We start from the raw sequence: 24,519 nt of genomic DNA on the forward strand, positions 1-24,519 counted from the left end.
GGCCGGTTCCCTGTCAGCTCTGCTCCGTTTCTACACCATACTGGCGCTGGTAGTCCATGACCGCGCGCAGGTGCTTGCGCTGTCCCGGCGTCTCCTCGAGATGGGTAATCAGGTCCGACAGCGTGATGAGGCTCAGCACCGGCACCTTCAGCACCCGCTCCACCTCCTGCACGGCGGAGCGCTCGCCGGTGCCGCGCTCCTGGCGGTCCAGCGAGATCACGACGCCCGCGAGCGTCGCCCCGCTGTCACGGATGATCTCGACTGCCTCGCGGATGGCGGTGCCCGCCGTGATGACGTCGTCCACGATGAGCACCCGGCCCTCCAGCGGCGCGCCGATGGTGTTGCCGCCCTCGCCGTGGGTCTTCGCTTCCTTGCGGTTGAAGCAGTAGGGCACGTCGATGTCGTGGTGCTCGGCCAGCGCTGCGGCCGCCAGCGTGGCCAGCGGGATGCCCTTGTAGGCAGGCCCGAACAGCAGGTCGAACTCCACGCTGGAGTTCGCGATGGCCGAGGCGTAGCAACGGCCGAGCTTGGCCGCGGCATAGCCGGTGTTGAACAGGCCGGCATTGAAGAAATACGGGCTCATTCGGCCGGACTTCAGCTTGAAAGAGCCGAATTTCAGCACTTCCAGCTCCAGCGCCAGCTCAAGGAATTCTCTCTGCCAGGACCGCATACTGCCTTCCCCGGAGGGGCTCTTGATATCATTCGCGCCGTGCCGGCGGGGTCTCCGCGACCCTGCCTCCAAGTATGACACAGCCGGGGCGGCCGCCGCCGCGCCGGCGTGCCGACGGGAGTGATGCATTGTTCCGGGTCATGAGTCTGAATGCCAACGGTATCCGCGCCGCCGCGAGGAAGGGTTTCTTCGACTGGCTGCCGGGGCGCAATCCGGACGTCGTCTGCATCCAGGAAACAAAGGCCCAGCTGCACCAGCTGGAAGACGAGGTGTTCCATCCCGCCGGCTACCACTGCTATTACGAGGACGCCGAGAAGAAAGGTTACAGCGGTGTTGCGATCTACTCGCGCCACGAGCCGAAGCGCATCGTCCGCGGCCTCGGCATCGAGGAGTTCGACCGCGAGGGCCGCTACCTCGAGGTGCAGCTCGAGGGTGTGGCCGTGGCCTCGGTGTACCTGCCGTCCGGTTCCTCAGGCGACGAACGCCAGGCGGCGAAGTACCGCTTCCTGGAACATTTCCTGCCCCATCTGCAGCGCCTCAGGCGGCGGCGCAGCGAGTACATCCTGTGCGGCGACTGGAACATCGCCCACCGGGAGATCGACCTCAGGAACTGGCGCTCCAACCGTAAGAACTCCGGCTTCCTGCCCGAGGAGCGGGCGTGGCTCGACCAGGTATTCGACCGGGTGAAGCTGGTCGACGCGTTCCGGGTGGTGAACCCGAACGAGGGCGAGTACACCTGGTGGTCGAACCGGGGGCGGGCGTGGGAGAAGAACGTGGGGTGGCGCATCGACTATCAGGTGATCACCCCCGGGCTCGCACCGCTGATCCGCCAGGCCGACGTCTACCGGGAGGAGCGCTTCTCCGACCACGCCCCGCTGACCATCGACTACGAGCTGGATCTTGCCGGCTGACCGCGAGTCAGCCGCCGACGTGCCGGGCCGCCATGCGCCGGGCACCGGCTGGCGTGACTCCGCGGCCGCCTACCTCAGGCCGCGGGTCGTGGCCATGCTGTTCCTCGGCTTCTCGGCCGGGCTGCCGTTCCTGCTGGTGTTCTCCACCCTGGGGGCCTGGCTGACCCAGGCGGGCACCAGCCGCACCGCCATCGGCTATTTCGCCTGGATCGGCATCACCTATTCGGTGAAATTCCTGTGGTCGCCGCTGATCGACCGGCTGTCCATCCCCGTCGCCACCCGGCTCCTCGGCAAGCGGCGCAGCTGGATGCTGGCCGGCCAGATCGGGATTGCTGCGGGCCTCGTCGGCATGGCCTTCACCGACCCCGCGGTGAACCTCACGCAGATGGCCTGGCTCGCCCTGCTGGTCGCCTTCTCCTCGGCCACCCAGGACGTCTCCATCGACGCCTGGCGCATCGAGGCCGTGGACGAGCGCATGCAGGGGCCGATGGCCGGCGCCTATCAGACCGGCTACCGGCTCGCCCTGCTGGCCTCCGGCGCCGGCGCGCTGTTCATCGCGAGTGACGCCTCCTGGCCGGCCGCCTACCTGACCATGGCCGCGCTGGTGGGAGTGGGTATCGTCACGGTGCTCGCCATCGGCGAGCCGGAGGTGGACCCGGAGGTGGTGCGTGCGCGCGAGCGGGATTACCTGGAGACCATCGCCCGGATGGTGCCGGAGACACGCAGCATGGGCGCGGCCGGGCGCTGGTTCTTCGGCGCCGTGGTCTGCCCGTTCCTCGACTTCTTCAGGAAGGCTGGTCTGTTCAGCCTGGTGATCCTCGCATTCATCTCCGTCTACCGCATCAGCGACCTCGTCATGGGCAGCATGGCCAACCCGTTCTACCTGGACCTGGGCTTCACGCTGGAGCAGATTGCCGCCATCGCCAAGGTCTTCGGCATCGGCATGACCATACTGGGTGCCGCCATCGGCGGAGTACTGGTCGTGCGCTACGGGGCGGTGAAGATGCTGCTGCCCGGCGCCGTGCTGGTCTCCGTGACCAACCTGCTGTTCGCCTGGCTCGCCACGCTCGGCCCGGAGCTCGGCATGCTCGTCGTCACGATCTCTGCAGATAACCTCTCGGCGGGTTTCGCGGGCTCGGTGTTCATCGCCTACCTGTCGAACCTCACCAGCCCGGGCTACACCGCCACGCAGTACGCCCTGTTCTCCTCGCTGATGACCCTGCTCGGCAAGTTCCTGAGCGGTTTCTCGGGCGTCGTCGTCGATACCTGGAACTACCCGGTGTTCTTCCTCTATGCGGCGGTGATGGGCGTACCGGCCATCGTACTGGCGATCGTGATAGCCCGCCGCGACCGAACAACCCCTTCCTGACCGCATCCCCGTTCTTTGTGGGAGGGGCTTCAGCCCCGATTTGGCTCTTTCTGGCCGGTATCACCTTCTCTGGACGTTGGCACACCATCGGGCGGATACGGGTTGCGGGGACGCTCAGTCGGACGTCCTGTCCTCCTTCGCTTCGGCTGGGCCTCCTTCCCGCCGTCATGGCTCCAGTCGGCCCGGACGACCCCGCAACCCGTATCCGCCCGATGGCGTGCCCGTCGCCGTGAGAGATGGCACCACTCAGTAACCGCTGCCGACTGGCAGCGCCTTAACGCCACCGCATGACGGCCATAATAGAAGGGGACCGGGCAGGAAGAGCCGGGCCTGAAGGCCCTCCCACAGTCAGTGGGTGCGGCGGCTGGCGGTGGGCGGAGTGCCGTTCGACGGGCGCTGGGTCGGCGAGCCGTGGTGCAGCACCATCCGCCAGCCGTCGGCCGTGAGGCGGTAGGCGTTGGTGGCGATCACCGGCGTCGTGCCGCCGCCCTGCACCTCGAAGTGCTCCTTCACGACGTGCAGTGCGGCCTCCTGCCAGTTGCTGCGATGCAGCTGCTCGCTCAGGATGCGGGTCGGTCCCATGTTGCGGAATATCTGCTCCCAGCTGCGGATGATGGCGTCGTAGCCGGTCAGCGGAGCGCTCAGCGGGTGGATGCAGGTGACGTCGGAGTCTCTGCACCAGATCTCGCGCATGGCCTCTAGGTCGCAGAATGAGAACGCGCGATAGAATGCGGCTTCGGCATCGTCGGCGGTAGGGAATCCCATGCAGACAGTCCGATGGATGGTTCAACGACGCAGCATAACGGCCCGATGAGCCCAAGAGAAGTCAGGAAGGAGGTGTGCCGGCTCGACGAACTCGCGGATCCGGACAGCCGCGGCTTCTCGGTGGGAGAGGGCGACTGGCCGTTCAGGGGGTTCGTGGTGCGCCGCGGCGACGAGGTCTGGGCCTACCGGAATTACTGCGTGCACGCGGGCCATCCGCTGGACTGGCAGCCGCACCGGTTTCTGACCCGGGACGGCGGTTACATCATCTGTGCGTCACACGGTGCGATGTTCGAGCTGGACAGCGGGGTATGCGTGGCGGGTCCGTGCCCGGGCAAGTCGCTGTACCGCCTGCCGGTGGAGGTGGAACAGGGGCGGGTCGTGGTCACCGTGCCGGACCCGGGCGCTCACTCCACGTAATCCAGGCTCTCCAGCCAGTCCCGCCGCCCGCCGCTCTCGCCTTCGGGCTCGTCGTCGTCGAAGTCCATATCCAGGGAGCCGGAGGTGTCTTCCGGCGGGTCGACGGGTTCCAGGATGAGATCCGGCCAGGTCTCCAGGTCGATCTCCCCCAGCGTGCCGTCGAAATACTGGATCTCCAGCGTGCCGTCGGCATCGTCGATGGCGACGATCTCGAACAGTCTGCCGTTCGGCCGGCGGTACCAGTGGCCGATGGCAGGGAACTCGGTAGCCATATCGTGCAACCTCCACCGCTGCCTTGTATGATCGCGCCTCTCCGGGGAAGGCGCCCTTTCACCCACTACCTGAATCATACTCAGACCATTCCGGCGGCGCTGCAATCAGGATGGTCCACAAGGCGCGCAGGCGTGATCGAGCAGCTGCTCAAGAATTTCGTGGTGATGTTCGTCGTCATCGAGCCGGTGACGCTGATACCCGTGTTCGGCGCGCTGACCCGCGGCGGCGCGCCCGGATTCCGGCGGCGTATGGCGGTGAAGGCGGTGAGCATCTCCGCGCTCATCTTCCTCGGTTTCGCACTGGCCGGCGAACAACTGTTGAAGATACTCGGCATCAGCGTCGATGCGTTCCGCATCGGCGGCGGCCTGCTGCTGTTCATGGTCTCGGTGGATATGGTGTTCGCGCGGGAATCCGGCCTGCGTTCGGCCACCATCCGGGAGCAGGAGGAGGCCCGCTACCGGGACGACATTTCCGTGTTTCCGCTGGCATTCCCTCTGATCGCCGGCCCCGGCGCGCTGGCCACCCTGCTGCTGCTCCTGGGTGACGCAGAAGACGACCTGGTGAGCGTCGCCCTGCTGCTGGCGGTGGTATTCGTGGTGCTGGCCATCACCCTGGTGATGATGCTGCTCACCAATCCCATCATGCGTGTCCTGGGCGTGACCGGCGCCAACGTGGTCAGCCGCCTGCTCGGCGTGGTGCTGGTGGCGCTCGCCGTGCAGTACGTCGTGGACGGGATACTGGCCTTCGTCTAGCGCCCCGCTGGCGCAGACCCTCGTCGACTACCGCAGTCGGTAGATCCAGTCGCAGATTCCGTGGCCGAGCCGCAGGCCGCGCTGCTCGAACTTCGTGTGCGGACGGGCGAGCGGTCGGTCGCCGTCGTGCTCGCGCCGCTCCACCCGCTCGAAACGCTCGTCCGCGGCCATCACCTCGTCGATGTGCTCGGTGTAGCTCGCCCAGTCCGTGGCGATGTGCAGCGTGCCGCCGGGCGCGAGTACGCGGGCGGCGAGATCGAGGAAGCGGGGCGCGATGATGCGGCGTTTGTGGTGGCGTTTCTTCGGCCAGGGGTCGGGAAAGTAGAGATTCAGCCGCGCGATGCTTCCGTGCGGTATCGCTGCCATGATCTCCAGCGCATCGCCGCACAGGAGCCTCAGGTTGTCGATGCCGCGGCGCTCGATGCCGAGCAGGCAATGGCCGATGCCCGGCTCGTGCACCTCGATGCCGTAGTAGCCGGCGTCCGGGTCGTCCTCCGCCTGGTCGAGCAGGCTCTCGCCATTGCCGAAGCCCACCTCCAGCACGCGGCGCCCGCCGCTGCCGAAGGCCGCGGCAACGGCGGCCGGGCCGTCCGCGTCGATGCCGTAGCGGGGCCAGAGCTCCCGCCAGGCCCGCTCCTGCGCCCGGGTCATGCGCCCGGCCCGCCGCACGAAACTGCGTACCTTCCGTTCCGGCTGCTTCTCTGCTCTGTCGCTCATCGCTTGCTACATCATGCCTGTGAATGTCCATATTTTGTCAAGCACGCAACGACATCGGCTTGTCCCGGTCGTGTCGAATCTCCCTGCGCAACTTATCTCACTCATCTCAGGGAGAGAAACAATGAGAAAGACTACTGCAACGGCCTCCTTGCTGGCGGCAGCGTTCCTGCTGGCCGGCTGCGAGGGAGATGACGGCGTAGACGGTACCGACGGCGCCGACGGCCAGGACGGGTTCAATTCCCTCGTGGCCACCCGGGAAATCGCAAAGGGCGACGCCGATTGCCCCGGCGGCGGTCTCGCGCTGGACAGCGGCCTCGATACGAACCGCAACGATGAGCTGGACCCCTCCGAGGTTACGGCCACCGAGCTGCTCGAGTGCGCCACCGCGCCTCAACTGCGGGCGCTGCACGCCTCGCCGGATGCGCCGGCAGTGAACATCCTCGTGAACGGTCAGGCCGCGCTCAGCGAGGTGGACTACACCGGGGGCTCGGGCTTCCTGCCGGTGGCAGAGACCACCACCGTCCAGGTGGAGGCGATCATCCCCGGCGGTAACGCGATCGTCATCGACGAGACGCTGGATCTCGACTTCAGCACCGACTACACGGTGATCGCCGTCGGCGACGTGGCCGCACCGATCGGGCCGCTGGTGATCGCGAATCCGACCGACCAGGCCCTGACCCCGGGCAGCTTTTTCGCCCAGGTCGTGCATGCCGCGCCGGATGCACCGCCGGTCGACGTCTACGTGACGACGCCGGGCGCCGACCTCGCCGCCAGCGCGCCGATCTCCATGGCGCCGCTGGCCTATCAGGACGTGAGCGACCGCCTGGAGGTGCCGGCCGGCACCTATCAGATCCGCGTCACGCTCGCCGGCGATACTTCGTCAGTGGTGTTCGACTCCGGTGAACTGGATCTCGCCGCTGATGCGGAGCTCCTGATCGCCGCGGTGGAGAACACGGGTCCGGGCGCCACGCCCATTCAGCTTGTCGTGCTCGACGGCACCGGTGCCGCCGACCTGCTGGATGCGAACACGCCGGCGGCGGTGACCGCCGTGCACGCATCCCCGGATGCGCCGCCGGTGGACATCCTGGCGGATGACACCTCCACGGCCAACGACGAGGCGCTGCCGCTCGCGGTGGACTATTCGTTCACCGAGTTCTGCGAGATCGGCGCGGTCCCGGCCCCGGGCGACTACACTGTGAGCGTGGTTGCGAACGCGGACAACTCCGTGGTGGCCACGGACTTCCCGTTCACCGCCGAGCAGGGCGCCGAGGCCACCGCCATCGTGACCGGCTTCCTGTCTTCCGGCACGCCGGCCATCCAGCCGCTGGCGCTCGCCACCGACACGCGCAGCGTGTTCACGGAGGCGAAGCTGCGGGTCATCCACGGCTCGCCGAGCACCGGCGACGTGGACCTGTATCTGCTGGCCGACGGCACCAACCTGAACGACGCCTCCGTCACACCGAGCTTCGCCGCCGTACCCTTCGGCGCGGACACCGGCATCCTGTCCATCGCGCCCGGCATCTACGACGTCTACGTGACGCCGGCCGGTGACAAGAGCGTGGTGGCCATCGAGATCGCCGACGCCACGTTCAACGGTGGCGAGGTGATCGACGTGATCGCCCGTGACCCCGCCACCGACGGCAGCGAAGGCGCGCTGCCGCTGCCGCTGGTCATCGACTACGCGGCGGTGCCGGCCTGCGCCACCTGAGGCACCACGGCAAGGGACGCTGACAGGTCAGGGACGACCCCGCGGCCCCCGGAGCTCTGCTCCGGGGGCCGTTTTCTTTTTCAGCGGCGGATGGCGCCGACGCGACGCGAACGATTTCAAAGCCCGCCCTGCGAATGCTATGGTGGCGCGATAATCACCAGGGAGAAGCAGATGGAAGTCTTCGAGAGATGGGAGTCGGATATCCGCGGCTATTGCCGCACCTACCCGACGGTATTCAAGTCCGCCTCCAATGCGCGGCAGGTGGACGAGAACGGAAAATCCTATATCGACTTCTTCGCCGGCGCCGGGGTGCTGAACTTCGGTCATAACAACCCGAACATGAAGCAGGCGCTGATCGACTACATCCAGTCCGACGGCGTCGCCCACAGCCTCGACCTCTACACCACCGCCAAGCGGAACTTCATCGAGAAGTTCGTTGGTACCATCCTCGAGCCGCGCGGCTGGGACTACAAGCTGCAGTTCATGGGCCCCACCGGCACCAACGCGGTGGAGCTCGCCCTGAAGCTTGCCCGCAAGGTGACGGGCCGGCGCACCGTGGTGGCCTACACCCACGGTTTCCACGGCATGACGCTGGGCTCGCTGGCCTGCACGTCGAACTCCTATTTCCGCAACGCCGCCGGCGTGCCGCTGGAGCACGTCGTCCACCAGCCCTTCGGCTGCAGGAAGACCTGCCTCGGCTGCGAACTCGGCTGCGGGCTGGAGTCCGTGGACCGGCTGCGGGCCCTGTTCGAGAATCCCTCCAGCGGCTGGGAGCCGCCGGCCGCCTTCCTGGTGGAGGCCATCCAGGCCGAGGGCGGCGTGAAGGTGGCCAGCCGGGAATGGTTGCAGGCCACGCAGAAGCTGGCGAAGGATCTCGGGGCCCTGTTCATCATCGACGACATCCAGGCAGGCTGCGGGCGCACCGGCAACTACTTCAGCTTCGACGGCATGGGCCTGGACCCGGACATCATCACGCTGGCGAAGGGCATCGGCGGCTTCGGCACGCCGCTGGCGATGAACCTGGCCAAGCCGGAGCACGACAAGCACTGGAAGCCCGGCGAGCACACCGGCACGTTCCGCGGCCAGGGCCTGTCCTTCGTCGCCGGCGTCGAAGGCCTGAAGTACTTCGACGACGACAAGTTCCTCAAAGAGGTACGGGAGAAGGGCAAGCACATCCGTGACCACGTGGAGAAGCTCTGCGCCTCCCTGAAGGGCGCCACGATGCAGGCGCGGGGTGAGGGCATGATGCAGGCGCTCGATACCGGCGACCCGGAGCTCGCCAAAGCCATCACGGCGAAGTGCTTCGAGGCCGGGCTGATCATCACCCAGTGCGGCGTCGGCGGCCGGGTGCTGAAGATCATCCCCCCGCTCACGATCCCGCAGGAAGACCTGCAGGAGGGCCTGGACATCCTCTCCGAGGCCGTGGCGCAGACGGTGGAGGTGAAAGCCGCATGAGACAGCGTGACGACATGACGTTCCCGTTCGAGGAGTACGAGCGCCGGCTCCGGGAACTGCGCGAACGCATGCAGGCGCGCCTCCTGGATGCGGTGGTCATCACCGACCCGGAAAACCTGATGTACCTCACGGACTATCAGACCACCGGGTACTCGTTCTTCCAGGCGCTCGTGGTGCCGCTCGAAGACGAACCGTTCATGATCACCCGGGGCATGGAGGAGTCGAACATCCATGCCCGCACCTGGGTGGAGCGCACGCGGCCCTATCCGGACACCGGCGACGCCATCCAGATGCTGGTGGAATCGCTGCGCGAGTTCGGGCTGAACGGCAAGGACATCGGCTACGAGCGGAACAGCTATTTCTTCCCTGCCTATCACCAGGACAGCATCCACACCACGTTCACGGACGGCCGGCTGCTGGACTGCTTCGGCATCGTGGAGCAGGGCCGCATCACCAAGTCCGGATACGAGATCGAGGTGATGAAGAAGGCCGCTGCCGCCACGGAGGCCGGCATGCAGGCCGGCTACGAGGCGGCCGAGGCAGGTGTCACCGAGAACGAGATCGGCGCGGCTGTCTGCGCCGCCATGTTCCGGGCCGGCGGCGAACCGCCGGCGGTGATGCCCTACGTCACCTCCGGTCCCCGAACCATGATCGGCCACGCCACCTGGGAAGGCCGCACGGTGCAGCCGGGCGAGCACGTCTTCCTGGAGATCGGCGGCTGCTACCGCCGGTACCACACGGCGATGATGCGCACGGTGCTGCTCGGCGACATGACGGCGTCGCTGCTGCAGGCACAGGAGCGTATGAAACTCGCGCTGCGCGAGGTGAAGAACATCATCCGGCCGGGTCTGACCGTATCCGATGCGGACAACCTCATCCGCGCCATCATCCAGGACAACCAGGTGGGCGCGAACCTCATCACGCGCTCCGGCTACTCCATCGGAATTGCGTTCCCGCCGAGCTGGGACGAGGGCTATATCTGCAGCCTGCGCCAGGGCAGCAGCACCATCCTCGAAGAGGGCATGTGCTTCCACATCATCCCCTGGATGTGGGGCGTGGACGGCGACAAGACCGTCGGCATCTCGGACACCATCTACGTGACCGACAAGAGCTGCCAGTCGTTCTTCACCCTCGACGAGGACTTCATCGTCAAGGGCGAGCAGACGCTCATGGGCAAACGCGTCGGCTCGAGCGACAAGCTGATCGCCATTCCCGCGCGCGACGACCCCGACAAGTCCGATAAGGCCCGCAAGGCCGAAAAGTCAGACAGGGCGTCCTGAGCGCCCTCCCATACGCGTCCCTCCCTATCCGTCAGAGCAGGAGCGCCCCGCCATGTTGACCGCCATCGATCCCACGACCGGTACCGTGATCCGAGAGGTAAAGCCGGCCTCACCCGATCAGGTCGAGGCCATCCTCGCCGGAGCTGCCGCCGCCTTCCCGGCCTGGCGCGACACCGGCTTCGGCGAGCGCGCCGAGTTGCTGCGCGCGGTCGCTGCCGAGATGCGCCGGGACGTGGACGCGCTGGGCGCGCTCATGACCGAGGAGATGGGCAAGCCCGTGCGCGAGGCCCGCGGGGAGGTGGAGAAGGCGGCCTGGTGCGCCGAGCACTACGCCGAACACGCCGAGACCTACCTGTCGGCCGACGTCATCGAGTCCGATGCCAGCTCGAGTTACGTGCAGTACCTGCCCCTGGGCACCATCCTGGGCGTGCTGCCCTGGAACGCGCCGTTCTGGCTCGCCTTCCGTTTCGCCGCGCCGGCGCTGATGGCGGGCAACACGTGCGTGATGAAGCACGACCCCCACGTGCCGGGCTGCGCGCAGGCCATCGAGGACGTCTTCGCCCGCGTGGGCGCGCCGGAGGGCGTGTTCCAGAACCTGCCGATCGAGACGCCGGCGGCGGAAGGAGTGATCCGCGACCGGCGCATCAAGGGCGTGTCCTTCACCGGTTCGGAGCGCGGCGGCGCGGCGGTTGCTGCCGTGGCGGCTTCGGAGATCAAGCGTTCGGTGCTGGAGCTGGGCGGCTCGGACCCGGCCATCGTGCTGGCGGATGCGGACCTCGAGAAGGCGGCGGACACCATCACGCTGTCACGCATCATCAACGCCGGGCAGAGCTGCATCGCGGCGAAGCGCACCATCGTCGAGGCGCCGGTGTACGAGCCCATGGTGGAACTTCTTCAGGACCGCCTGGCGAAACTGAAGGTAGGCGACCCGCGGGACGAATCCACCGACGTGGGCCCGATCGCACGGGACGACCTGCGTGCGAACCTGCACCGTCAGGTGCGGGCGACCATCGACGCCGGCGCCAGTTGCCGCCTCGGCGGCGAGCTGCCGCAGGGCGACGGCTTCTTCTATCCGGTGACGCTGCTGACGGATGTGACCCAGGACATGACCGGCGCCTGCGAGGAGACCTTCGGCCCGGTGGCGGTGGTGATGAAGGCGGCGGACGCCCACGAGGCGCTCGCTATCGCCAACGACACCCCCTACGGCCTCGCGGCCGCGGTATGGACGGACGCATCGAGAGGCGAGGCCATGGCCCGCCAGCTCTACACCGGCCAGGTAGCCGTCAACGGCATCGTCAAGACCGATCCCCGGCTACCGAGCGGCGGCGTCGGACGCTCAGGCTACGGCCGCGAACTCGGCCCCCACGGCATCCACGAGTTCGTGAACGCGCAGCAGGTCTGGATCGCCTAGTAGGTGCCGGACCGAACTTTTGCAACTTTTTAAACTTTTGAAAGTTTCAGAAGTTCCTCGGCCGCGTCTGTCCGGCTGAAGCCGTCGTCTCGCGCTTGACCGGCAGCAGACGCCACAGACCGGGAGCGGACCCCGGCACGCGCTCGTAGCTGCCACCCGCATCCGCGGCCAGCGGGGCGAACAGACGGCTGATATCCTCGATCACTGCCGGATTGCGCAGGTGATAGACATGCCCGCTCAGGCTGTACAGACCGGTCTTCGACACGTCCACGAGCTGAACCCTCGGGGACAGCGCACTCTCCGCATGGGCCTCTTCGTCGGTAATCCCCAGCCGCGCCGACGTATTCACGACGGTGGACAGGCGCAGCGCCAGGTCGTTCTCCGAGGCGTAGATCGTCACCCGATCCGCCCGCCTCTCCAGCACGGGCCGTAACTCCGAGAATCGCGACCGCGCGATATCGGGAGCGACCAGCACGACCTGGCCGAACGCGCCGACGTCTTCGTCCATCCGGGACAGCACCTCCACCGTCGCGCGGGCGCCGAGGCTGTGCCCCAGGATGCTCACGTTTCCGGGCCCGTAACGTCCGGCCAACTCCTCGAGTACACCCCGCAGATCCGGCAGGCTCCACGCCAGATCACCGGCATCACTCGCGTAGGTGACGTACTTCCGGTCCGCCGGCCAGCTGAACAGCAGCAGCCGGCCGTCCAGCCCCAGGCGCTTCTGCAGCAATGCCGCATGGCGGCAGCTGCGCCCGAAGCTCTCGTTGAAACCGTGGATGTAGACAACCACGCCCTCATGCTCCCCGTCGCCGAAGTCGGAAGTCACCGCCTGCGCCGGCGCCGGCGTCACGCCGATCAATCGCCCGTCATGGTCCTCGCCGTCCCGGATCGCTACCCGACACCGTCCCGCCGTCAGAGAGCCGCGAGCGCCCCCGTAGTACTCCAGGCCGTTCCCGTCCGTTTCCAGTTGCCGATTCGTTACGAAGGCGACCTCGACGCTTGCCCCGGCCTCCGCCGGCCCTGCCGCGGCGGGCGCCGGCCCCAGGGGTACCTGGCCTGCGCAGGCGGCAAGCAGGAACGCACTCGCGAGGACCGCGAGTCGGGCGCAGTGGGGAGCGTAGAAACGATGACGGAGGCACATGAACCGTTCAGTATACCGGGTCTCTGTGCGGCGCCGCCTGACTGCACCATAATTCGAACCGTCGCCGCCACCGGGAGCCCCCATGCCAGGCCGCAGCCGTTACGACGATGTCCGGGCGAGGCGGACCGAGCGCGCCTATCTGTCGCCCGAGATCGAGCGTCAGCGCGAACAGACCGTGCAGGCACTCGCCCCGGCCCCGGGTGAGTTCCTGCTGGACGTGGGCTGCGGGCCGGGCCTGCTGACAGGGGGCCTCGCCGACGCCGTCGGCCCGGACGGCTTCGTGCTCGGACTCGATCTCAGCGCCTCCATGCTGGCTCTCGCCGCTGCGCGATGCGCAGGCATACCGCACATCGCCCTGACGCAGGCGGATGCCACGAGCCTGCCCGTGCGCTCCGGCGTTGCCGACGCGGTCGCCGCCACCCAGTTACTGCTCTACGTCGAGCAGCCGGAAACCGCGCTCGCCGAGATCCGCCGCGTCCTGCGGCCGGCCGGCCGCGTCGCCATCGTGGAAACCGATTGGCAGACCGCCGTCGTCACGGCGCAGGACGCAGACCTCACCCGGCGCCTGTTCGGCGCCTGGGACGCCGCCGTGCCGAGCCCCCGTCTCCCGCAGCGCCTGCGGCCGTTGCTGCGTGACGCGGGGTTCGGCGACGTCCGGGTTCACGCCGTCCCGGTGCTCTCGACGCGACTCGACAACGAGGGCTACGCCGGCACCATGATCGCCCAGTGCGCGGCCAGCGCCGTGGCCGCCGGCGGCGTCAGCGACAGCGAGGCACGCGCCTGGCGAGCCGATCTCGAACGCCGTGCCGAGGCGGACGAGTTCCTGTTCTGCGTGAACCGGTTCCTGTTCACCGCCGAGCCCCGCTGACGGGCGTCGGCGGTTGCCGGCATGCCCGGCCGTCGCTAGGCTGACCGCCGTTCAAAGCAACCCGTGAGTCTTTCCGTCATGCCTGCGAAGTCTCTTTTTGCCGCCTCCGTGCTAGGCGCATCCCTTCTGCTCGGCAGTCCGGTGACTGCGGACGTCGTCTACATGCAGAACGGCGACCGCATCACCGGCGACATCAAGCGCGTCTGGGACAACGAGCTCTTCGTGGAGACGCCCTACGCCGATGAGTTCCCCATTTCTCTGGACGCCGTCGCCCGCATCGAATCCGACGAGGACCTCGAAATCGAGTTACGCGATCACAGCGAGGTGACCGGCCGCTTCGCCACCGATGCCGCGGGCAACATGATCCTGGTCACCGATGCGGGCACGCAGCCGTTCGCGCCGATGGATATCGAGGAACTCACCGAACCGGAAGACCGTTTCGACTGGGATGTCCGCTCCGATTTCTCCTACCGAGCGACGCAAGGCAACACCGAAACCACCAACTTCCTCTGGCAGGGAGCGGGCGGCGTGAAGATCGGCGATCACCGCCACCGCACGGATCTGCGCTTCGATCGCATCGATCAGGACGGGCTCACGACGAAGGAACAGTACACGGCCAACTACGTGTACAGCTGGTTCTTCTCCGACAGGTGGTTCCTGGCCTCCGGAATCGGCTACGAACGAGACCCCATACGCGAGCTGACGTACCGCTACACCCCCGGTGTCGGTCTGGGTCACCAGTTCTTCGACGATGCCTATCGCCAGTTCGAGGTTGCACTCTCGGCCGTCGGCGTCCGCGAGAGGATCGGCGGTTTCACAGAGGACTCGTCCGCTGCGCGATGGGATCTCCGCTATCACCGTGACGTATTGGGCGGCGATCTCGAGTTCTACCATAACCACCGCCTGTGGGTTTACGTCACGGGTCGAACGAACAAGGTCGTCGACACAACGACTGGCATCCGCTGGGACGTCTGGGCTGATATCTACATGAACGTGCAGGTGGACTGGGACTGGGAATCCGAACCGGCTGCCGGCAACGAGCAGGAAGACATCACCTACGCGATCGGCATCGGCATAGAACTCGATTAGCTGCGCAGAACGTTCGCTCACCGCCGCCCGCGGCGGCAGAGGCTTCACCGGACTGCCCGAAATGAGCGGTGTCCGTCGAGGCCGGCGCCTTCCTGAGCGATTTCGATACCCGTCTCACGTTGAGCGGACCCGAGGGAGGTACCGAGATCGCGCTGGAGGACGATCTCAACCTGAAAGACGATCAGACTTCCTTCCGAGCCAACCTCGTCTCGCGCTTCGGCAATCGACATACCCACGGGGGTTACTACAGCTTCAACCGCTCCGACACGGGTGTGATCGAGGAGAGTTTCGTCGTCGATACCGAAGACCAGACGCTGGAGTTCGTGGGAGCGGCCGTCGTGCAGAGTCGCTTCGACTGGGATCTCGTGCCCGTCACCTATGTCTATTCGTTCATCCTCACGGACCGGCTGGCGACGAGTCCGTCGGGACCCACTTCCAGTACTTCGGGCTGGATTACGAGGACATTTCCGGCGACCTTGTCGACCTGCGCATCAAGACCACCTACTGGTTCGGCGAGCGCTTCGGCGCAGGCGTCGGCTATACCTGGTACGACACCGATCTCGATGCAGACGACGGGGCCTACCAGTTCAAATTCGACTACCGCTATAACGGCCTCGAAGCGTTTCTGAACTTTCGCTTCTGAACCACGCTTGCGTGCGTGCGGGTGAGGCTGTGCCGCTGGTGCCCAGCCTACAAACGCCGGCCATAAGATCCGCCGACAGAGGCCGCCTGATCATCAAGTCAGGATAGCTGCCCGTCGGCTCGTGGCCAGGGCTTTGCTCAGCCATCCGTTTCCGGGTCGTGTTTCTCCAGCGCGTTGGCGCAGGGATTCCCGGACAGGAAACGGCTCCGTAACTTCTTGGCGAGTATCCAGACTCCGCCGGTGGCGATGCCGGCGCCGGTCTCGAATGCGGCCGATTTCGGGTCTGCCACCAGCCGGGGGGACGCCAGGGTGCCGCCGACCCGGGTGAACGGGTTGATCAGATCGCCGAGACTGACGCCGAGACCACGCCGCGGGTGGGTCGCGATGTCCAGGTTGAGCGATTCGCTGCCGAGGTCGATCTGTCCACGGGCCAGCACGTTCACCTCCGATGTCTGCAGAGCCAGCATCGGATCACCGCGGACCGCGCCCGCCTCGATCTCCGCTACCAGGACGAGACAGTTGAGCTGCACCTCGTCACGCGACTTGATCAGCGGATTGATGGTCTCGAGAGTGCGTGAGAGGAAATCCTCGAACACGAGGGTGGTCAGCAGCCCGCCGCGCCGCGGTATGGTGCCGGCACCCATCTGCAGTTTCAGGCGGCCCTCGAGGCCGCCGGCCAGCTCGCGCAGAGTCGCCCCTCGCGCGGTCAGCGCCGCCGTCACTTCGAAGGGCGGACGTTCGGGCAGGGAGGCGGCGGGCTCGTCGGGCGGCGCCACGTAAAGCTCCCGTCCGTCCAGCTCCAGGATGGCGACGTAGGCTGGCGCTGCGTCGGGTTCGACGGCCAGGCTGACCCGTATCCGCCCCCGCGGGCCCCGTGTCTCCAGCCTGTCCACGATCAGCCGGCCGTCCCGCAACGCGGCGTCCAGGACCACCGTTTCCCCGCCCATACCGGCGCCGTACAGCGAGGCGATATCGACGTCCAGCTCGGCATCGAGATCCGGCAGCCTCGCCAGCGGGATCTCCCACGCAGGAATGACCCGGTCGTCTGCAGCAGCGGGCTCGGGCGCCGGAGCAGCCGGTCTGTCCCGGCGCAGGTCCAGCCGTTCGGAGGTCAGCCTCGCCGTGATGGCCGGCCGCGCTCCCCCGGCAAAGGTGACGCTCCCGCGGAGGTCGCCGCTGGCGGCGTTCCGCACGAAGAAGTCGTCGAGCCGCCATCCTCCCGCCTCCCAGCTGCCTTCCCCTTGCAGATCCACGGGCTGCGCGGCCAGCGGAGACCGGGCCAGCCCGGGCACGATCGCCTCGGCGGAGGGAGCCTGCAGATGCAGCGCGAACTCGCCGGACCTGCCGCCCTCCGTCAGGGGCAGAGCCACGCGCCCCGCCAGTGCCACGTCGGCTGCGCGGAGGTCCAGCTCGTCGGCGGCCAGGCGGCCCTCGGATAACGTGATCAGGCCCGTCCCCGTTATCGTCCGCAGTGCGGGATCAAGCGGACCGTCATCGGGCAGCCAGGGCGAGAGGTCGATCCGTTCGGCGTCGAAGCGAAGTTCCACGTCGGGCGCGTCAGGGACGGACTCTGCGCGCCCGGTCAGCTCCGCCTGTTGGTCGCCCACGCGGATGCGCGTTCCCCGGAGCGAGAGCGTCCGGCCGCGATAGTTGCCCTCACCACTCGCTGCAAAGGGCAGGTCGTCGAGATGGTCCAGACCCACGCGGCCGGCCGGCACTCCCGCGTCCTCGCCCTCGATGCTGAAGCCGAAGTCGATGTCGTGCTGCGGAGAATCGCGGCGGATGGCCGCGGTGACCCGGCCGGACATGCCGCGGTACCGTGCGCTGACATCCAGCTCCTCGCCGCCGCCCGCGGGCCACAGGATGCTCCCCGCCACCTGCGCCTGTTCCTCTCCGACGACGATCCGCGTGTCCTCGAACTCGACCCCGTCCGTGCGCGAGCGGAGCCTGCCGTCCACCTCGAACGGCTCGGCGGGCAGATCCTCGACGGCGAACCGTCTGCCGAGAGCGGACAGATTCTCGCCGGCCAGGAATACGGAGACATCGAAACCGCCGACCCCCCTAAGGTCCTCCACCCAGCCGTCCGCTGCGAAGCGGTACTCGCCCACCCGACCTTCCGCGTCGAAGCCGGAACGCTCCGGGTCCGGTGTCAGCTTCGCTTTGACTGACAGCGGCCCGGAAGTGACTTTCGGCAGCTTCAGCACATCGAAGACGTAGTCGATATCCGGCCCGTCCAGTTCGAGCTCGGCAGCCGATATGGCAAGGACTTCCGGGTCCGCCAGCAGCACGCCGGCCGTCAGTGCCACGTCCCCCATGCGGGCGTCGGCGCCGATCCTGAGCCCGCCGGCCGCGGCCCCGGCGTCCGCGGGTGCGATCTCGGCTGCGAGCACGAGCGGGATACCGTTGACCTCTGCGCTGACGTCGGCGCTCATCAATTCGCCCTTGACGCCATATTCCGCCGTGCCGACAACGATCTGGCTCGGGCTCGAGAGGTACGGTGCGGCGTACAGAAACCGGACATCGCTCGCCGAGAAGCGCGCGATGCTCCGCAGCGTCTCGAGGGTTCCTCCCAGGTCCGTCCTGATCTCCTCCGATTCCCCGGTCGTTTGCTGTGACCAGTTGCGACGGCCGTCATCGGCCTCCTGCAGGCGGATGACGGCGCCCCGCAAGACGACGGACTCGACGCGGACGGGTCCCTCCAGCAGCGATCGGAGGCCGATTTCGGCCGCCACTTCCTCCGCCTCCAGCAGGTACGGCCCGTCGGCCCACGACGCATTCGCCACCGAGACGTCGGCCGCTCGCAGCCGAACGGTACGGCCGAGGCGGAGAGAGAGGTCGCCGTCCACGCGCAGCTCCCGGCCCAGTGCGTCGCTCACCAGTGGTGTGAGCCGGTCTTTGAAGCCGCCGAGGTCGGCGCTGGCGAGGTAAAGGAGGCCGCCGGCGAATATCAGTACGACGGCCGCCAGGGCGATAGCCAGCCAGCGCATCAACCGCAACCCCTGTACGCCGGCGCCGTCGTCGTCCCGCTTCGGTCGCAGGAGGGTGTGGATGCCTCAGTCGTTACGCCGGATCTCCAGGTCTTCCCGGGTCAGGCTCATGCGCAGTCGTTCCGGGTAGTCGGGCGGGATGCCCCAGAGCAGTTCCAGGTCCGTCGGCGCGAGTGCCCGCTCGCCGGGCCCGAGATCGCTGCGCACGGCCAGGATCATGTCGGTGCTCGCCCAGGGGTGGTCGTACCAGTAGCGGTGGCCCGTGATGTCGAAGCCGCGTCCCTCCCAGCCGAGGGAGACGTCGACCACCTCGAGGCGGTCGGCCGCCAACACGACGTCCATTTGCTCCTCGCTCAGCTCCACGTTGCGCTGGCCGATGCGGGAGCCACCGCGCATGAACGTCCGCGCCATCTGCAGCGCACTGTCCCTGGAGGAAACCGTGACGACGATCCGCGTGGCCAGGTCGTTCAGCGCGGGCAGCGCTTCGAGAAATTCCTCGCCCGGCACGTCGGCCGCCGCGAAATATACCGTCCCGAGCCGGAAGCGCTTGCGCAGATCCTCTCCGTCACCGGCGTGACGGGCATGCAGCTGCGAGAGCGCCGAGTTCACGACGCGCCCCCCGGCGCTCCAGCAGATGATGTGGATGCGCCGCGCTACGGAGTCACGCGCCAGCAGTTCCAGCAGCGCCGTGAGAGCGGGCGCCGCCGTATACGCTCGCCGCACGTCGCTGCCGCTGCCGTAGGCGAGGATGTTCTGCCGCGTCGGCCAGGAGAAGGCCATGGAGGTCATGTCCCGGCCCATGAAGTGATCCAGCTGGGCGGCGAAGGCATTGGCGTTGTAGAAATTGACCTTGGCGCCGTGGACGTAGATCAGGAGATCCTGGTCCCGCGCCGATTCGATGGAGGCATTCAGGTCGGCCATCAGCCAGGCGGCGGCGCCGCCGATGTCGCGCACCTTGCCTTCCTCGTCCACCATGAAATTGCCCGCCTCTATCAGGCCGGCGATGGTGAGGTCTACGGCCTCGGGCCGCTCGGCCCGGCGCGAGTATTCGATGAGATCGGACCAGGAGACATCGGGCCCGCCGAAGCCGATCAGGCTCATGCCCACCGAAACCACGTCGCTCTCCGCGTTGCTGTAGTCGATACGCATCAGGTCGTCTTCCCGCTGCCGGGTGGTCGTGTAATAGACACGGCGAGGGTTCCAGCGCTGGGCCTCGGGTATGTGATCCAGCGGGCTGACGTCCATTTCGGTGAACAGCACCGGCGTGGGCATGAGCGGCTGCACGCGCGGGCCGGCACAGCCCGCCATGACCAGCGTGGCGGCAAGCAGCAGGATCTGGGGCTGTCGGAGTATTCTCAAGCGCGATCTCCCGGGCTGTTACATGCTTCACCCTGTTCGCCACACTCACGGAGGGAAGCGGGTGTAATACGCGACTCTAGCGCATCGACATGCCGGCTTCCTGCTTCGGGCGATCACATCGCCCAAAATGGGCGCACGAAACGACCGATGGAAAAGGCGCCGGCAGGCCGCCGCCGAATCAATCGGTTTCTCCGCCCCGTGCCTTGATGCGGCTGGCCGATGCCTCGGTCGCTTTCGACAAGAGAATGTTGCCCAGCGCGAGGAAGTAGTCGAAAGTCGCCTGGGTTGCGGGTGCCAGATCCACCGCGGCAGATTCGGTGACCTCCAGGGTGCCGTCTTCGTTCTTCTTGACCCAGCCGCGCTCGATGAGGCGACGGATCTTCCTTCGCACGGTCTCGCGCGGGATTCCCGTACTGTCGGCGACGGACTGTGTATTGATGCGCTGCGGTATGCCGACCGCACGCTTCCCCTCCAGGAAATCGGCGTAGTTGAGGCCCTTTGCCCGGTTCATGCCCAACGTGCGATCACCGATGACACTCAGGATGAGCAGCTGATCCATGTCGCCGTCGAAGCACCTGCGGCACTCGATCAGCAGGGCCGTGAAGCCACGGTTGTGCACGGGCCAAAGATCGCCGAAATTCTGGATGAGAAATTTCCGGTTTATCGGCACACGGTATCCCCCCGCCAGCGTCACATAAAGGTGTGAACCGCCTGAGTCGGGCCAATTTAGCATGTCCCTCTGTCCGAATGTAATTCACCCTGCGGTGAAGAGGTGAGTCTGGATGCCGACGTCGAGGGTGAGCTTCGTATCGAGCTGTTCCTTCGATTCCGTCCGGGCAGCTGAGCCTGCGGGAAGGGCCGCGAAGTCCCGGGGCGGCCGGGTTTCATCCGCCGATGTAATGCATCTCGACCTTCTGCAAACCACGGCCTTCGCGGCGCAGCTCGTCCCGCCGTTCGCTGTAGCGATCCGTCCGCCGCGACCAGACACGATGGATGATCTCCCGCAGCTCTTCGTCGCCGGCGCCGTCGCGCAGCGGCGTCCGCAGGTCGGTGCCGGCGGTGGCGAACAGGCAGGTAAACAGCCGGCCGTCGGACGATAACCGGGCACGGTGGCAGGAGCCGCAAAACGGCTCGGTCACGGAGGAGATGAACCCGATCTCGCCCTGTCCGTCCTCGTAGAGATAGCGGGTGGCGGTCTCACCGGCGTGGTTGCTGCGTTCCGCCCTGAGCGGCCACCGCTCGTGGATGCGCGCCCTCAGTTCAGCCGAGGGCACGGTATCCGATTCGCTCCAGTGGTTGATGTTGCCGACGTCCATATATTCGATGAGACGCACGATAGCGCCCGTCCCGCGGAAGCGCGCGAGCAGATCCGGGACCCCGGCATCGTTCACGCCACGCTGGACGACCGCATTGATCTTGACCGGCGCAAGATCGGCGTCGATGGCCGCGTCGATGCCATCCAGAACGCGGTCCAGGCCACCGCGCCCCCCGTTCATGCGCCGAAAGGTCTCATCGTCCACCGCGTCGAGACTCACGGTCACGCGATCCAGACCCGCCGCCTTCAGTTCCGCCGCGTGCTGGGGCAGCAGAATGCCGTTGGTCGTGAGTGCGATTTCCTCGATGCCGGGCAGGCCGCGCAGGTCGCCGATCAGGTCGCCGAGCGCCGGGCGCAGCAGGGGTTCTCCCCCCGTGATACGGAGCTTGCGGACACCGGCACCCGTGAACAGCCGGACCAGGCGGACGATCTCGCCGAAATCGAGTCGCTGCTCCGTGGTCAGGAACTTGAAGCCGCTGTGGTACTTCTCTTCCGGCATGCAATAGGTGCAGCGGAAATTGCACCGGTCCGTCACCGAGATGCGCAGATCGCGGAGACCGCGCCCGAACCGGTCGACCAGGGGATCTTCACCCCGGCTGCTGCCTGCATTCGCAGATACGAAATCGGCCAGCCGTCGTACTTTGCGGTCCATAGGCCTTCGCTCCCTCGTTCAGCCTCCGGCCACAGCCGGGATGATGCTGACCACGTCGCCCTCGGCGACCGGCGTCGCGAGGCCGGACGACGAACGAACGTTGTCGGCACCGACGAAGACGTTCACGTACGGACGGAGCTCGCCTGGTCGGACCAGGACGCGCTGCAGGAAAGCGGGATGATCTGCCCCGATCTGCTCCAGTGCGGCCCCCACCGTATCGGCGTCGGCATTCAACGTTGCTGCGTGCCCGACGAAGGGGCGGAGAGGCGTCGGTATGCGGACGGTTATCGTGCTCATCTCGAAACTACGGCTACGACAGATTCCGAGCCTTGTCGCAGGCTGCAAAGGAGCACGCGATCGAAGCGCGAGGTCATCGCGAGCGCCGCGGTCGCGGTGGCTCGGGCCAGTTCCTCTTGGCGCGCATTGTCCACCATGTTGATAACCGGAGCAACGCGGATGCCTTCCGTGCCCTGCAGGGCACCCTGCCCACTGGCGAGCAGGCAACCGAGCGCCTCCGGTGTCAGGGTCTCGCCACGCGCCAGCCCGGTGGCGGCTTCCACACGTTCGACGCGATGCGCCACTTGCTCGGTGAGCGGCTCGCCCACCGCAAGTATCGAAACCACGGGCACGACCGCGGCAGAGCCGGGCACGAGCACCGGCTCGTCCGCTGCCGGTGCTTTCACCCGACGCATGCGGGCACCGTCGGCCTTGACGAAGGTCGCGGCGAAGCCTCCCTGCTCATGGATCGTTCGTATCGTCCCCGTCCGTACGCCGGCGCATCGGCCCGGTTTGGCGGACGGGCATGCATAAGCAATCGAACGGTCGTGCGGGATAGCCGCGATACGCTCCTGCAGGGCCGACTCCTCTGCGACGATACGCTGTACCGGCAGGTCTGACGGGAACTCCGTGGTGTGCACGGTGCCCGTCATGGCAACGCGCCCGCCGTGACCGCGGACCAGAGCATAGATGAGTGACTTCTTGCCGCCGGCTCCAACGACGCACACGATGCCCTCTCGCACGGCGAGCAGGTCGACCAGTTCGGAGAGTGCCGGATTCATGGGCGCGCTAATCCTGTAGCGCCTTCACGCTCAGCACGCGTGGCAGGTAGCTCGCGATCTCCTGCCAGCGACCGCCCGCATCCGCGCTCGCGAACAGGTGCCCGCCCGAGGTGCCGAAATATACACCGCAGGGATCCCGCGCGTCCGTGTCCAGCGCCTCGCGCAGCACCGTCACATAGACGTGCCCGGCCGGCAGTCCCCGGCTGACGGACTCCCAGCCGCGGCCCGCGTCCCGGCTGCGGTAGACACGCAGCATGCCGTCCACCGGTGCCCGCAGGTGCGAGCTCGATTCGGGGATCTGGAAGACCGTGTCCGGGTCGTTCGGATCGACCTCGATGCCGTAGCCGAAGTCGCTCGGCAGACCCGCAGTGATCTCCGTCCAGCTGCGTCCGCCGTCGTCGCTGCGGTACGTGCCGTTGTAGCACTGACGGTACAGGCGATCCGGCCGGCGCGGATGCATGACCACGCGGTGGACGTTGTGGCCGGTTGCGGGATAGCGCTGCGGCAGATTCTCGGCGCGCACGCCCGCATTGGCCGGCTGCCAGGTCTCGCCGCCGTCGTCGCTGCGGTAGACACCGCCGGCGGAGACCGCGGCGACGATGACCCCGGTCCGCTCCGGATCGACGCAGACGGAGTGCACGGCGAAACAGCCCCTGGAGGGCTCCCACGTACTCCGTGTCGGATGCTCGTTCAGCCCCGCCACCGGCTGCCAGCTGGCGCCGCGGTCGTCGCTGACGAAGAGCCCCGCCGGATCGATGCCCGCGAACAGTCGTTCCCCGGCGGCCGCCAGGCCCCAGATCGAGTTCGTCGCCCCGCGTCCGCTTTCCGCCGGATACTGCGGCACGGTCTCCAGCGGGGACCAGGTGCTGCCACCGTCCGTGCTGGCATAGATGTGAGCACCCCAGATCTTGTGCGCCGTGGCGGCGTACACGGTGCCGTCGGGGGCGGCGAGGGTGTGCAGCACCGGGTAGCCGGCCAGGTGCGGGCCGTCGATGCGCCAGCGCCCGCCTGCCTGCTCCGCGAAGACGCGGAACAGGCCCTTCTCCGTGCCGATAAGCAGCATCATGTCGGCGATGCCACCCGTCGAGCCGGTGCCGGTGTAGCGAAAGGCCGCCGGATTCGCAGACTCACTTCTCGAGCAGCCGGGGTATCAGCTCGGCCAGGTTGCACGGGCGTGTGCGGATGTCGAGCTGGGCGCCGATCAGCTCGTCCCAGGCGGTCGCGCAGGCCCCGGAAGAGCCGGGCACGCAGAAGACATACGTGCCGTTCGCCACGCCGGCCAGCGCACGCGACTGCATGGTCGATGTGCGAATCTGCTGCCAGGATATCGCGCGAAACGTCTCGCCGAAGCCGTCGATCACCTTGTCGAGCAGCGGCGCGACCGCTTCGGGGGTGCCGTCCCGGCCGGTGACGCCGGTGCCGCCCGTCGTAATGACCGCATCGACGTCGTCATCCGCGATCCAGCCGGCCACCACTGCCCGTATGCGATAGACGTCATCGGGGACGATCTGCTTGTCCGCGAGCCCGTGCCCGGCCTTCTCCAGCCGCTCGACCAGCAGCCGGCCCGACTTGTCGGTAGCCTCGGTGCGACTGTCGGAGACCGTCAGCACCGCGATGCGCAACGGGATGAATTCATGCTCGCCGGTGGAATGACCCATGCCGTCCTCTCTGTTTGTGCG

The 24,519-nt window shown here is 67.2% G+C and carries 24 protein-coding genes; 11 read left to right on the plus strand and 13 right to left on the minus strand.

What is annotated here, in order from left to right:
• Window positions 1–13 precede the first annotated feature (13 nt).
• Window positions 14–670, minus strand: a complete 657-nt coding sequence (pyrE, locus tag ACJMKX_RS12480) for an orotate phosphoribosyltransferase (protein ID WP_405225762.1) — start codon at window positions 668–670, stop codon at window positions 14–16.
• A gap of 140 nt (window positions 671–810) precedes the next feature.
• Here pyrE and ACJMKX_RS12485 point away from each other — a divergent pair, with 140 nt between their 5' ends.
• Window positions 811–1,581, plus strand: coding sequence for an exodeoxyribonuclease III (locus tag ACJMKX_RS12485; protein ID WP_405225765.1), 771 nt, complete (start codon window positions 811–813; stop codon window positions 1,579–1,581).
• Window positions 1,571–2,950 carry an AmpG family muropeptide MFS transporter gene (locus tag ACJMKX_RS12490; RefSeq protein ID WP_405225768.1) on the plus strand — a complete coding sequence of 460 codons (1,380 nt, stop codon included), beginning with the start codon at window positions 1,571–1,573 and terminating at the stop codon, window positions 2,948–2,950. Before ACJMKX_RS12485 ends, ACJMKX_RS12490 begins: the two co-directional genes overlap by 11 nt.
• Before the next feature lie 348 nt (window positions 2,951–3,298).
• On the opposite strand, the gene ACJMKX_RS12495 is transcribed toward ACJMKX_RS12490, so the two are convergent.
• Entirely contained in the window at window positions 3,299–3,715 is a 417-nt protein-coding gene (locus tag ACJMKX_RS12495; RefSeq protein ID WP_405225771.1) for a nuclear transport factor 2 family protein, read from the minus strand.
• A 45-nt stretch (window positions 3,716–3,760) separates the two neighbouring features.
• Between ACJMKX_RS12495 and ACJMKX_RS12500 the strand changes: the two genes are divergently transcribed.
• A complete protein-coding gene (locus ACJMKX_RS12500; RefSeq protein WP_405225774.1) occupies window positions 3,761–4,132 on the plus strand; it encodes a Rieske (2Fe-2S) protein in 372 nt (123 codons plus the stop codon).
• On the opposite strand, the gene ACJMKX_RS12505 is transcribed toward ACJMKX_RS12500, so the two are convergent.
• Window positions 4,120–4,404: a DUF6763 family protein gene (locus ACJMKX_RS12505; RefSeq protein WP_405225777.1), complete on the minus strand. Its 285-nt coding sequence runs from the start codon at window positions 4,402–4,404 to the stop codon at window positions 4,120–4,122. The genes ACJMKX_RS12500 and ACJMKX_RS12505 overlap by 13 nt on opposite strands.
• Window positions 4,405–4,536: 132 nt before the next feature.
• Here ACJMKX_RS12505 and ACJMKX_RS12510 point away from each other — a divergent pair, with 132 nt between their 5' ends.
• Window positions 4,537–5,157, plus strand: coding sequence for a MarC family protein (locus ACJMKX_RS12510; protein ID WP_405225780.1), 621 nt, complete (start codon window positions 4,537–4,539; stop codon window positions 5,155–5,157).
• Window positions 5,158–5,184: 27 nt separating this feature from the next.
• Here ACJMKX_RS12510 and trmB read toward each other — a convergent pair whose 3' ends face one another.
• Window positions 5,185–5,874 carry a tRNA (guanosine(46)-N7)-methyltransferase TrmB gene (gene trmB / locus ACJMKX_RS12515; protein WP_405225783.1) on the minus strand — a complete coding sequence of 230 codons (690 nt, stop codon included), beginning with the start codon at window positions 5,872–5,874 and terminating at the stop codon, window positions 5,185–5,187.
• A gap of 121 nt (window positions 5,875–5,995) precedes the next feature.
• On the opposite strand from trmB, the gene ACJMKX_RS12520 reads away from it, so the two are divergent.
• From ACJMKX_RS12520 to ACJMKX_RS12535, 4 genes are all read left to right on the plus strand, one after another.
• Window positions 5,996–7,582 carry a DUF4397 domain-containing protein gene (locus ACJMKX_RS12520; protein ID WP_405225786.1) on the plus strand — a complete coding sequence of 529 codons (1,587 nt, stop codon included), beginning with the start codon at window positions 5,996–5,998 and terminating at the stop codon, window positions 7,580–7,582.
• 171 nt (window positions 7,583–7,753) lie between these two features.
• Window positions 7,754–9,037, plus strand: coding sequence for an aspartate aminotransferase family protein (locus ACJMKX_RS12525; protein ID WP_405225789.1), 1,284 nt, complete (start codon window positions 7,754–7,756; stop codon window positions 9,035–9,037).
• Window positions 9,034–10,317, plus strand: a complete 1,284-nt coding sequence (gene doeA, locus ACJMKX_RS12530; RefSeq protein ID WP_405225792.1) for an ectoine hydrolase — start codon at window positions 9,034–9,036, stop codon at window positions 10,315–10,317. The genes ACJMKX_RS12525 and doeA overlap by 4 nt, the downstream gene beginning before the upstream one ends.
• Window positions 10,318–10,369: 52 nt before the next feature.
• Window positions 10,370–11,728, plus strand: a complete 1,359-nt coding sequence (locus ACJMKX_RS12535; protein ID WP_405225793.1) for an NAD-dependent succinate-semialdehyde dehydrogenase — start codon at window positions 10,370–10,372, stop codon at window positions 11,726–11,728.
• 46 nt (window positions 11,729–11,774) lie between these two features.
• On the opposite strand, the gene ACJMKX_RS12540 is transcribed toward ACJMKX_RS12535, so the two are convergent.
• A complete protein-coding gene (locus ACJMKX_RS12540) occupies window positions 11,775–12,869 on the minus strand; it encodes an alpha/beta hydrolase (RefSeq protein ID WP_405225796.1) in 1,095 nt (364 codons plus the stop codon).
• 82 nt (window positions 12,870–12,951) lie between these two features.
• Here ACJMKX_RS12540 and ACJMKX_RS12545 point away from each other — a divergent pair, with 82 nt between their 5' ends.
• The 3 genes from ACJMKX_RS12545 (at window position 12,952) to ACJMKX_RS12555 (ending at window position 15,455) form a co-directional block, all read left to right on the plus strand.
• On the plus strand, window positions 12,952–13,737 hold the full coding sequence (locus tag ACJMKX_RS12545) for a methyltransferase domain-containing protein (protein ID WP_405225798.1): 786 nt from the start codon (window positions 12,952–12,954) through the stop codon (window positions 13,735–13,737).
• A gap of 141 nt (window positions 13,738–13,878) precedes the next feature.
• Window positions 13,879–14,826 (plus strand): DUF481 domain-containing protein, encoded by a 948-nt coding sequence (locus ACJMKX_RS12550; RefSeq protein WP_405225801.1) that lies wholly within the window; start codon window positions 13,879–13,881, stop codon window positions 14,824–14,826.
• A gap of 68 nt (window positions 14,827–14,894) precedes the next feature.
• Complete coding sequence (locus ACJMKX_RS12555; protein ID WP_405225804.1) at window positions 14,895–15,455, plus strand: hypothetical protein; 561 nt, start codon at window positions 14,895–14,897, stop codon at window positions 15,453–15,455.
• Window positions 15,456–15,606: 151 nt separating this feature from the next.
• Here ACJMKX_RS12555 and ACJMKX_RS12560 read toward each other — a convergent pair whose 3' ends face one another.
• The 8 genes from ACJMKX_RS12560 to moaB all read right to left on the minus strand — a co-directional run bounded on the left by ACJMKX_RS12560 (window position 15,607) and on the right by moaB (window position 24,498).
• Entirely contained in the window at window positions 15,607–18,456 is a 2,850-nt protein-coding gene (locus ACJMKX_RS12560; protein ID WP_405225807.1) for an AsmA family protein, read from the minus strand.
• Between the two features lie 66 nt (window positions 18,457–18,522).
• On the minus strand, window positions 18,523–19,815 hold the full coding sequence (locus ACJMKX_RS12565) for an alpha/beta hydrolase (RefSeq protein ID WP_405225810.1): 1,293 nt from the start codon (window positions 19,813–19,815) through the stop codon (window positions 18,523–18,525).
• A gap of 178 nt (window positions 19,816–19,993) precedes the next feature.
• Window positions 19,994–20,509 carry a winged helix-turn-helix transcriptional regulator gene (locus ACJMKX_RS12570; RefSeq protein ID WP_405225813.1) on the minus strand — a complete coding sequence of 172 codons (516 nt, stop codon included), beginning with the start codon at window positions 20,507–20,509 and terminating at the stop codon, window positions 19,994–19,996.
• Window positions 20,510–20,699: 190 nt separating this feature from the next.
• Window positions 20,700–21,782 carry a GTP 3',8-cyclase MoaA gene (moaA, locus tag ACJMKX_RS12575; RefSeq protein WP_405225815.1) on the minus strand — a complete coding sequence of 361 codons (1,083 nt, stop codon included), beginning with the start codon at window positions 21,780–21,782 and terminating at the stop codon, window positions 20,700–20,702.
• Window positions 21,783–21,800: 18 nt separating this feature from the next.
• On the minus strand, window positions 21,801–22,079 hold the full coding sequence (locus ACJMKX_RS12580) for a MoaD/ThiS family protein (protein ID WP_405225818.1): 279 nt from the start codon (window positions 22,077–22,079) through the stop codon (window positions 21,801–21,803).
• Entirely contained in the window at window positions 22,076–22,840 is a 765-nt protein-coding gene (yqeC, locus tag ACJMKX_RS12585) for a selenium cofactor biosynthesis protein YqeC (protein WP_405225821.1), read from the minus strand. Before yqeC ends, ACJMKX_RS12580 begins: the two co-directional genes overlap by 4 nt.
• Window positions 22,841–22,847: 7 nt before the next feature.
• A complete protein-coding gene (locus ACJMKX_RS12590; RefSeq protein ID WP_405225824.1) occupies window positions 22,848–23,906 on the minus strand; it encodes a WD40/YVTN/BNR-like repeat-containing protein in 1,059 nt (352 codons plus the stop codon).
• 61 nt (window positions 23,907–23,967) lie between these two features.
• Window positions 23,968–24,498, minus strand: coding sequence for a molybdenum cofactor biosynthesis protein B (moaB, locus tag ACJMKX_RS12595; protein WP_405225827.1), 531 nt, complete (start codon window positions 24,496–24,498; stop codon window positions 23,968–23,970).
• Window positions 24,499–24,519: the final 21 nt, after the last annotated feature.

The organism is Lentisalinibacter sediminis (assembly GCF_040706615.1).
GTDB classification, from domain to species: Bacteria; Pseudomonadota; Gammaproteobacteria; order Steroidobacterales; family Woeseiaceae; genus Lentisalinibacter; species Lentisalinibacter sediminis.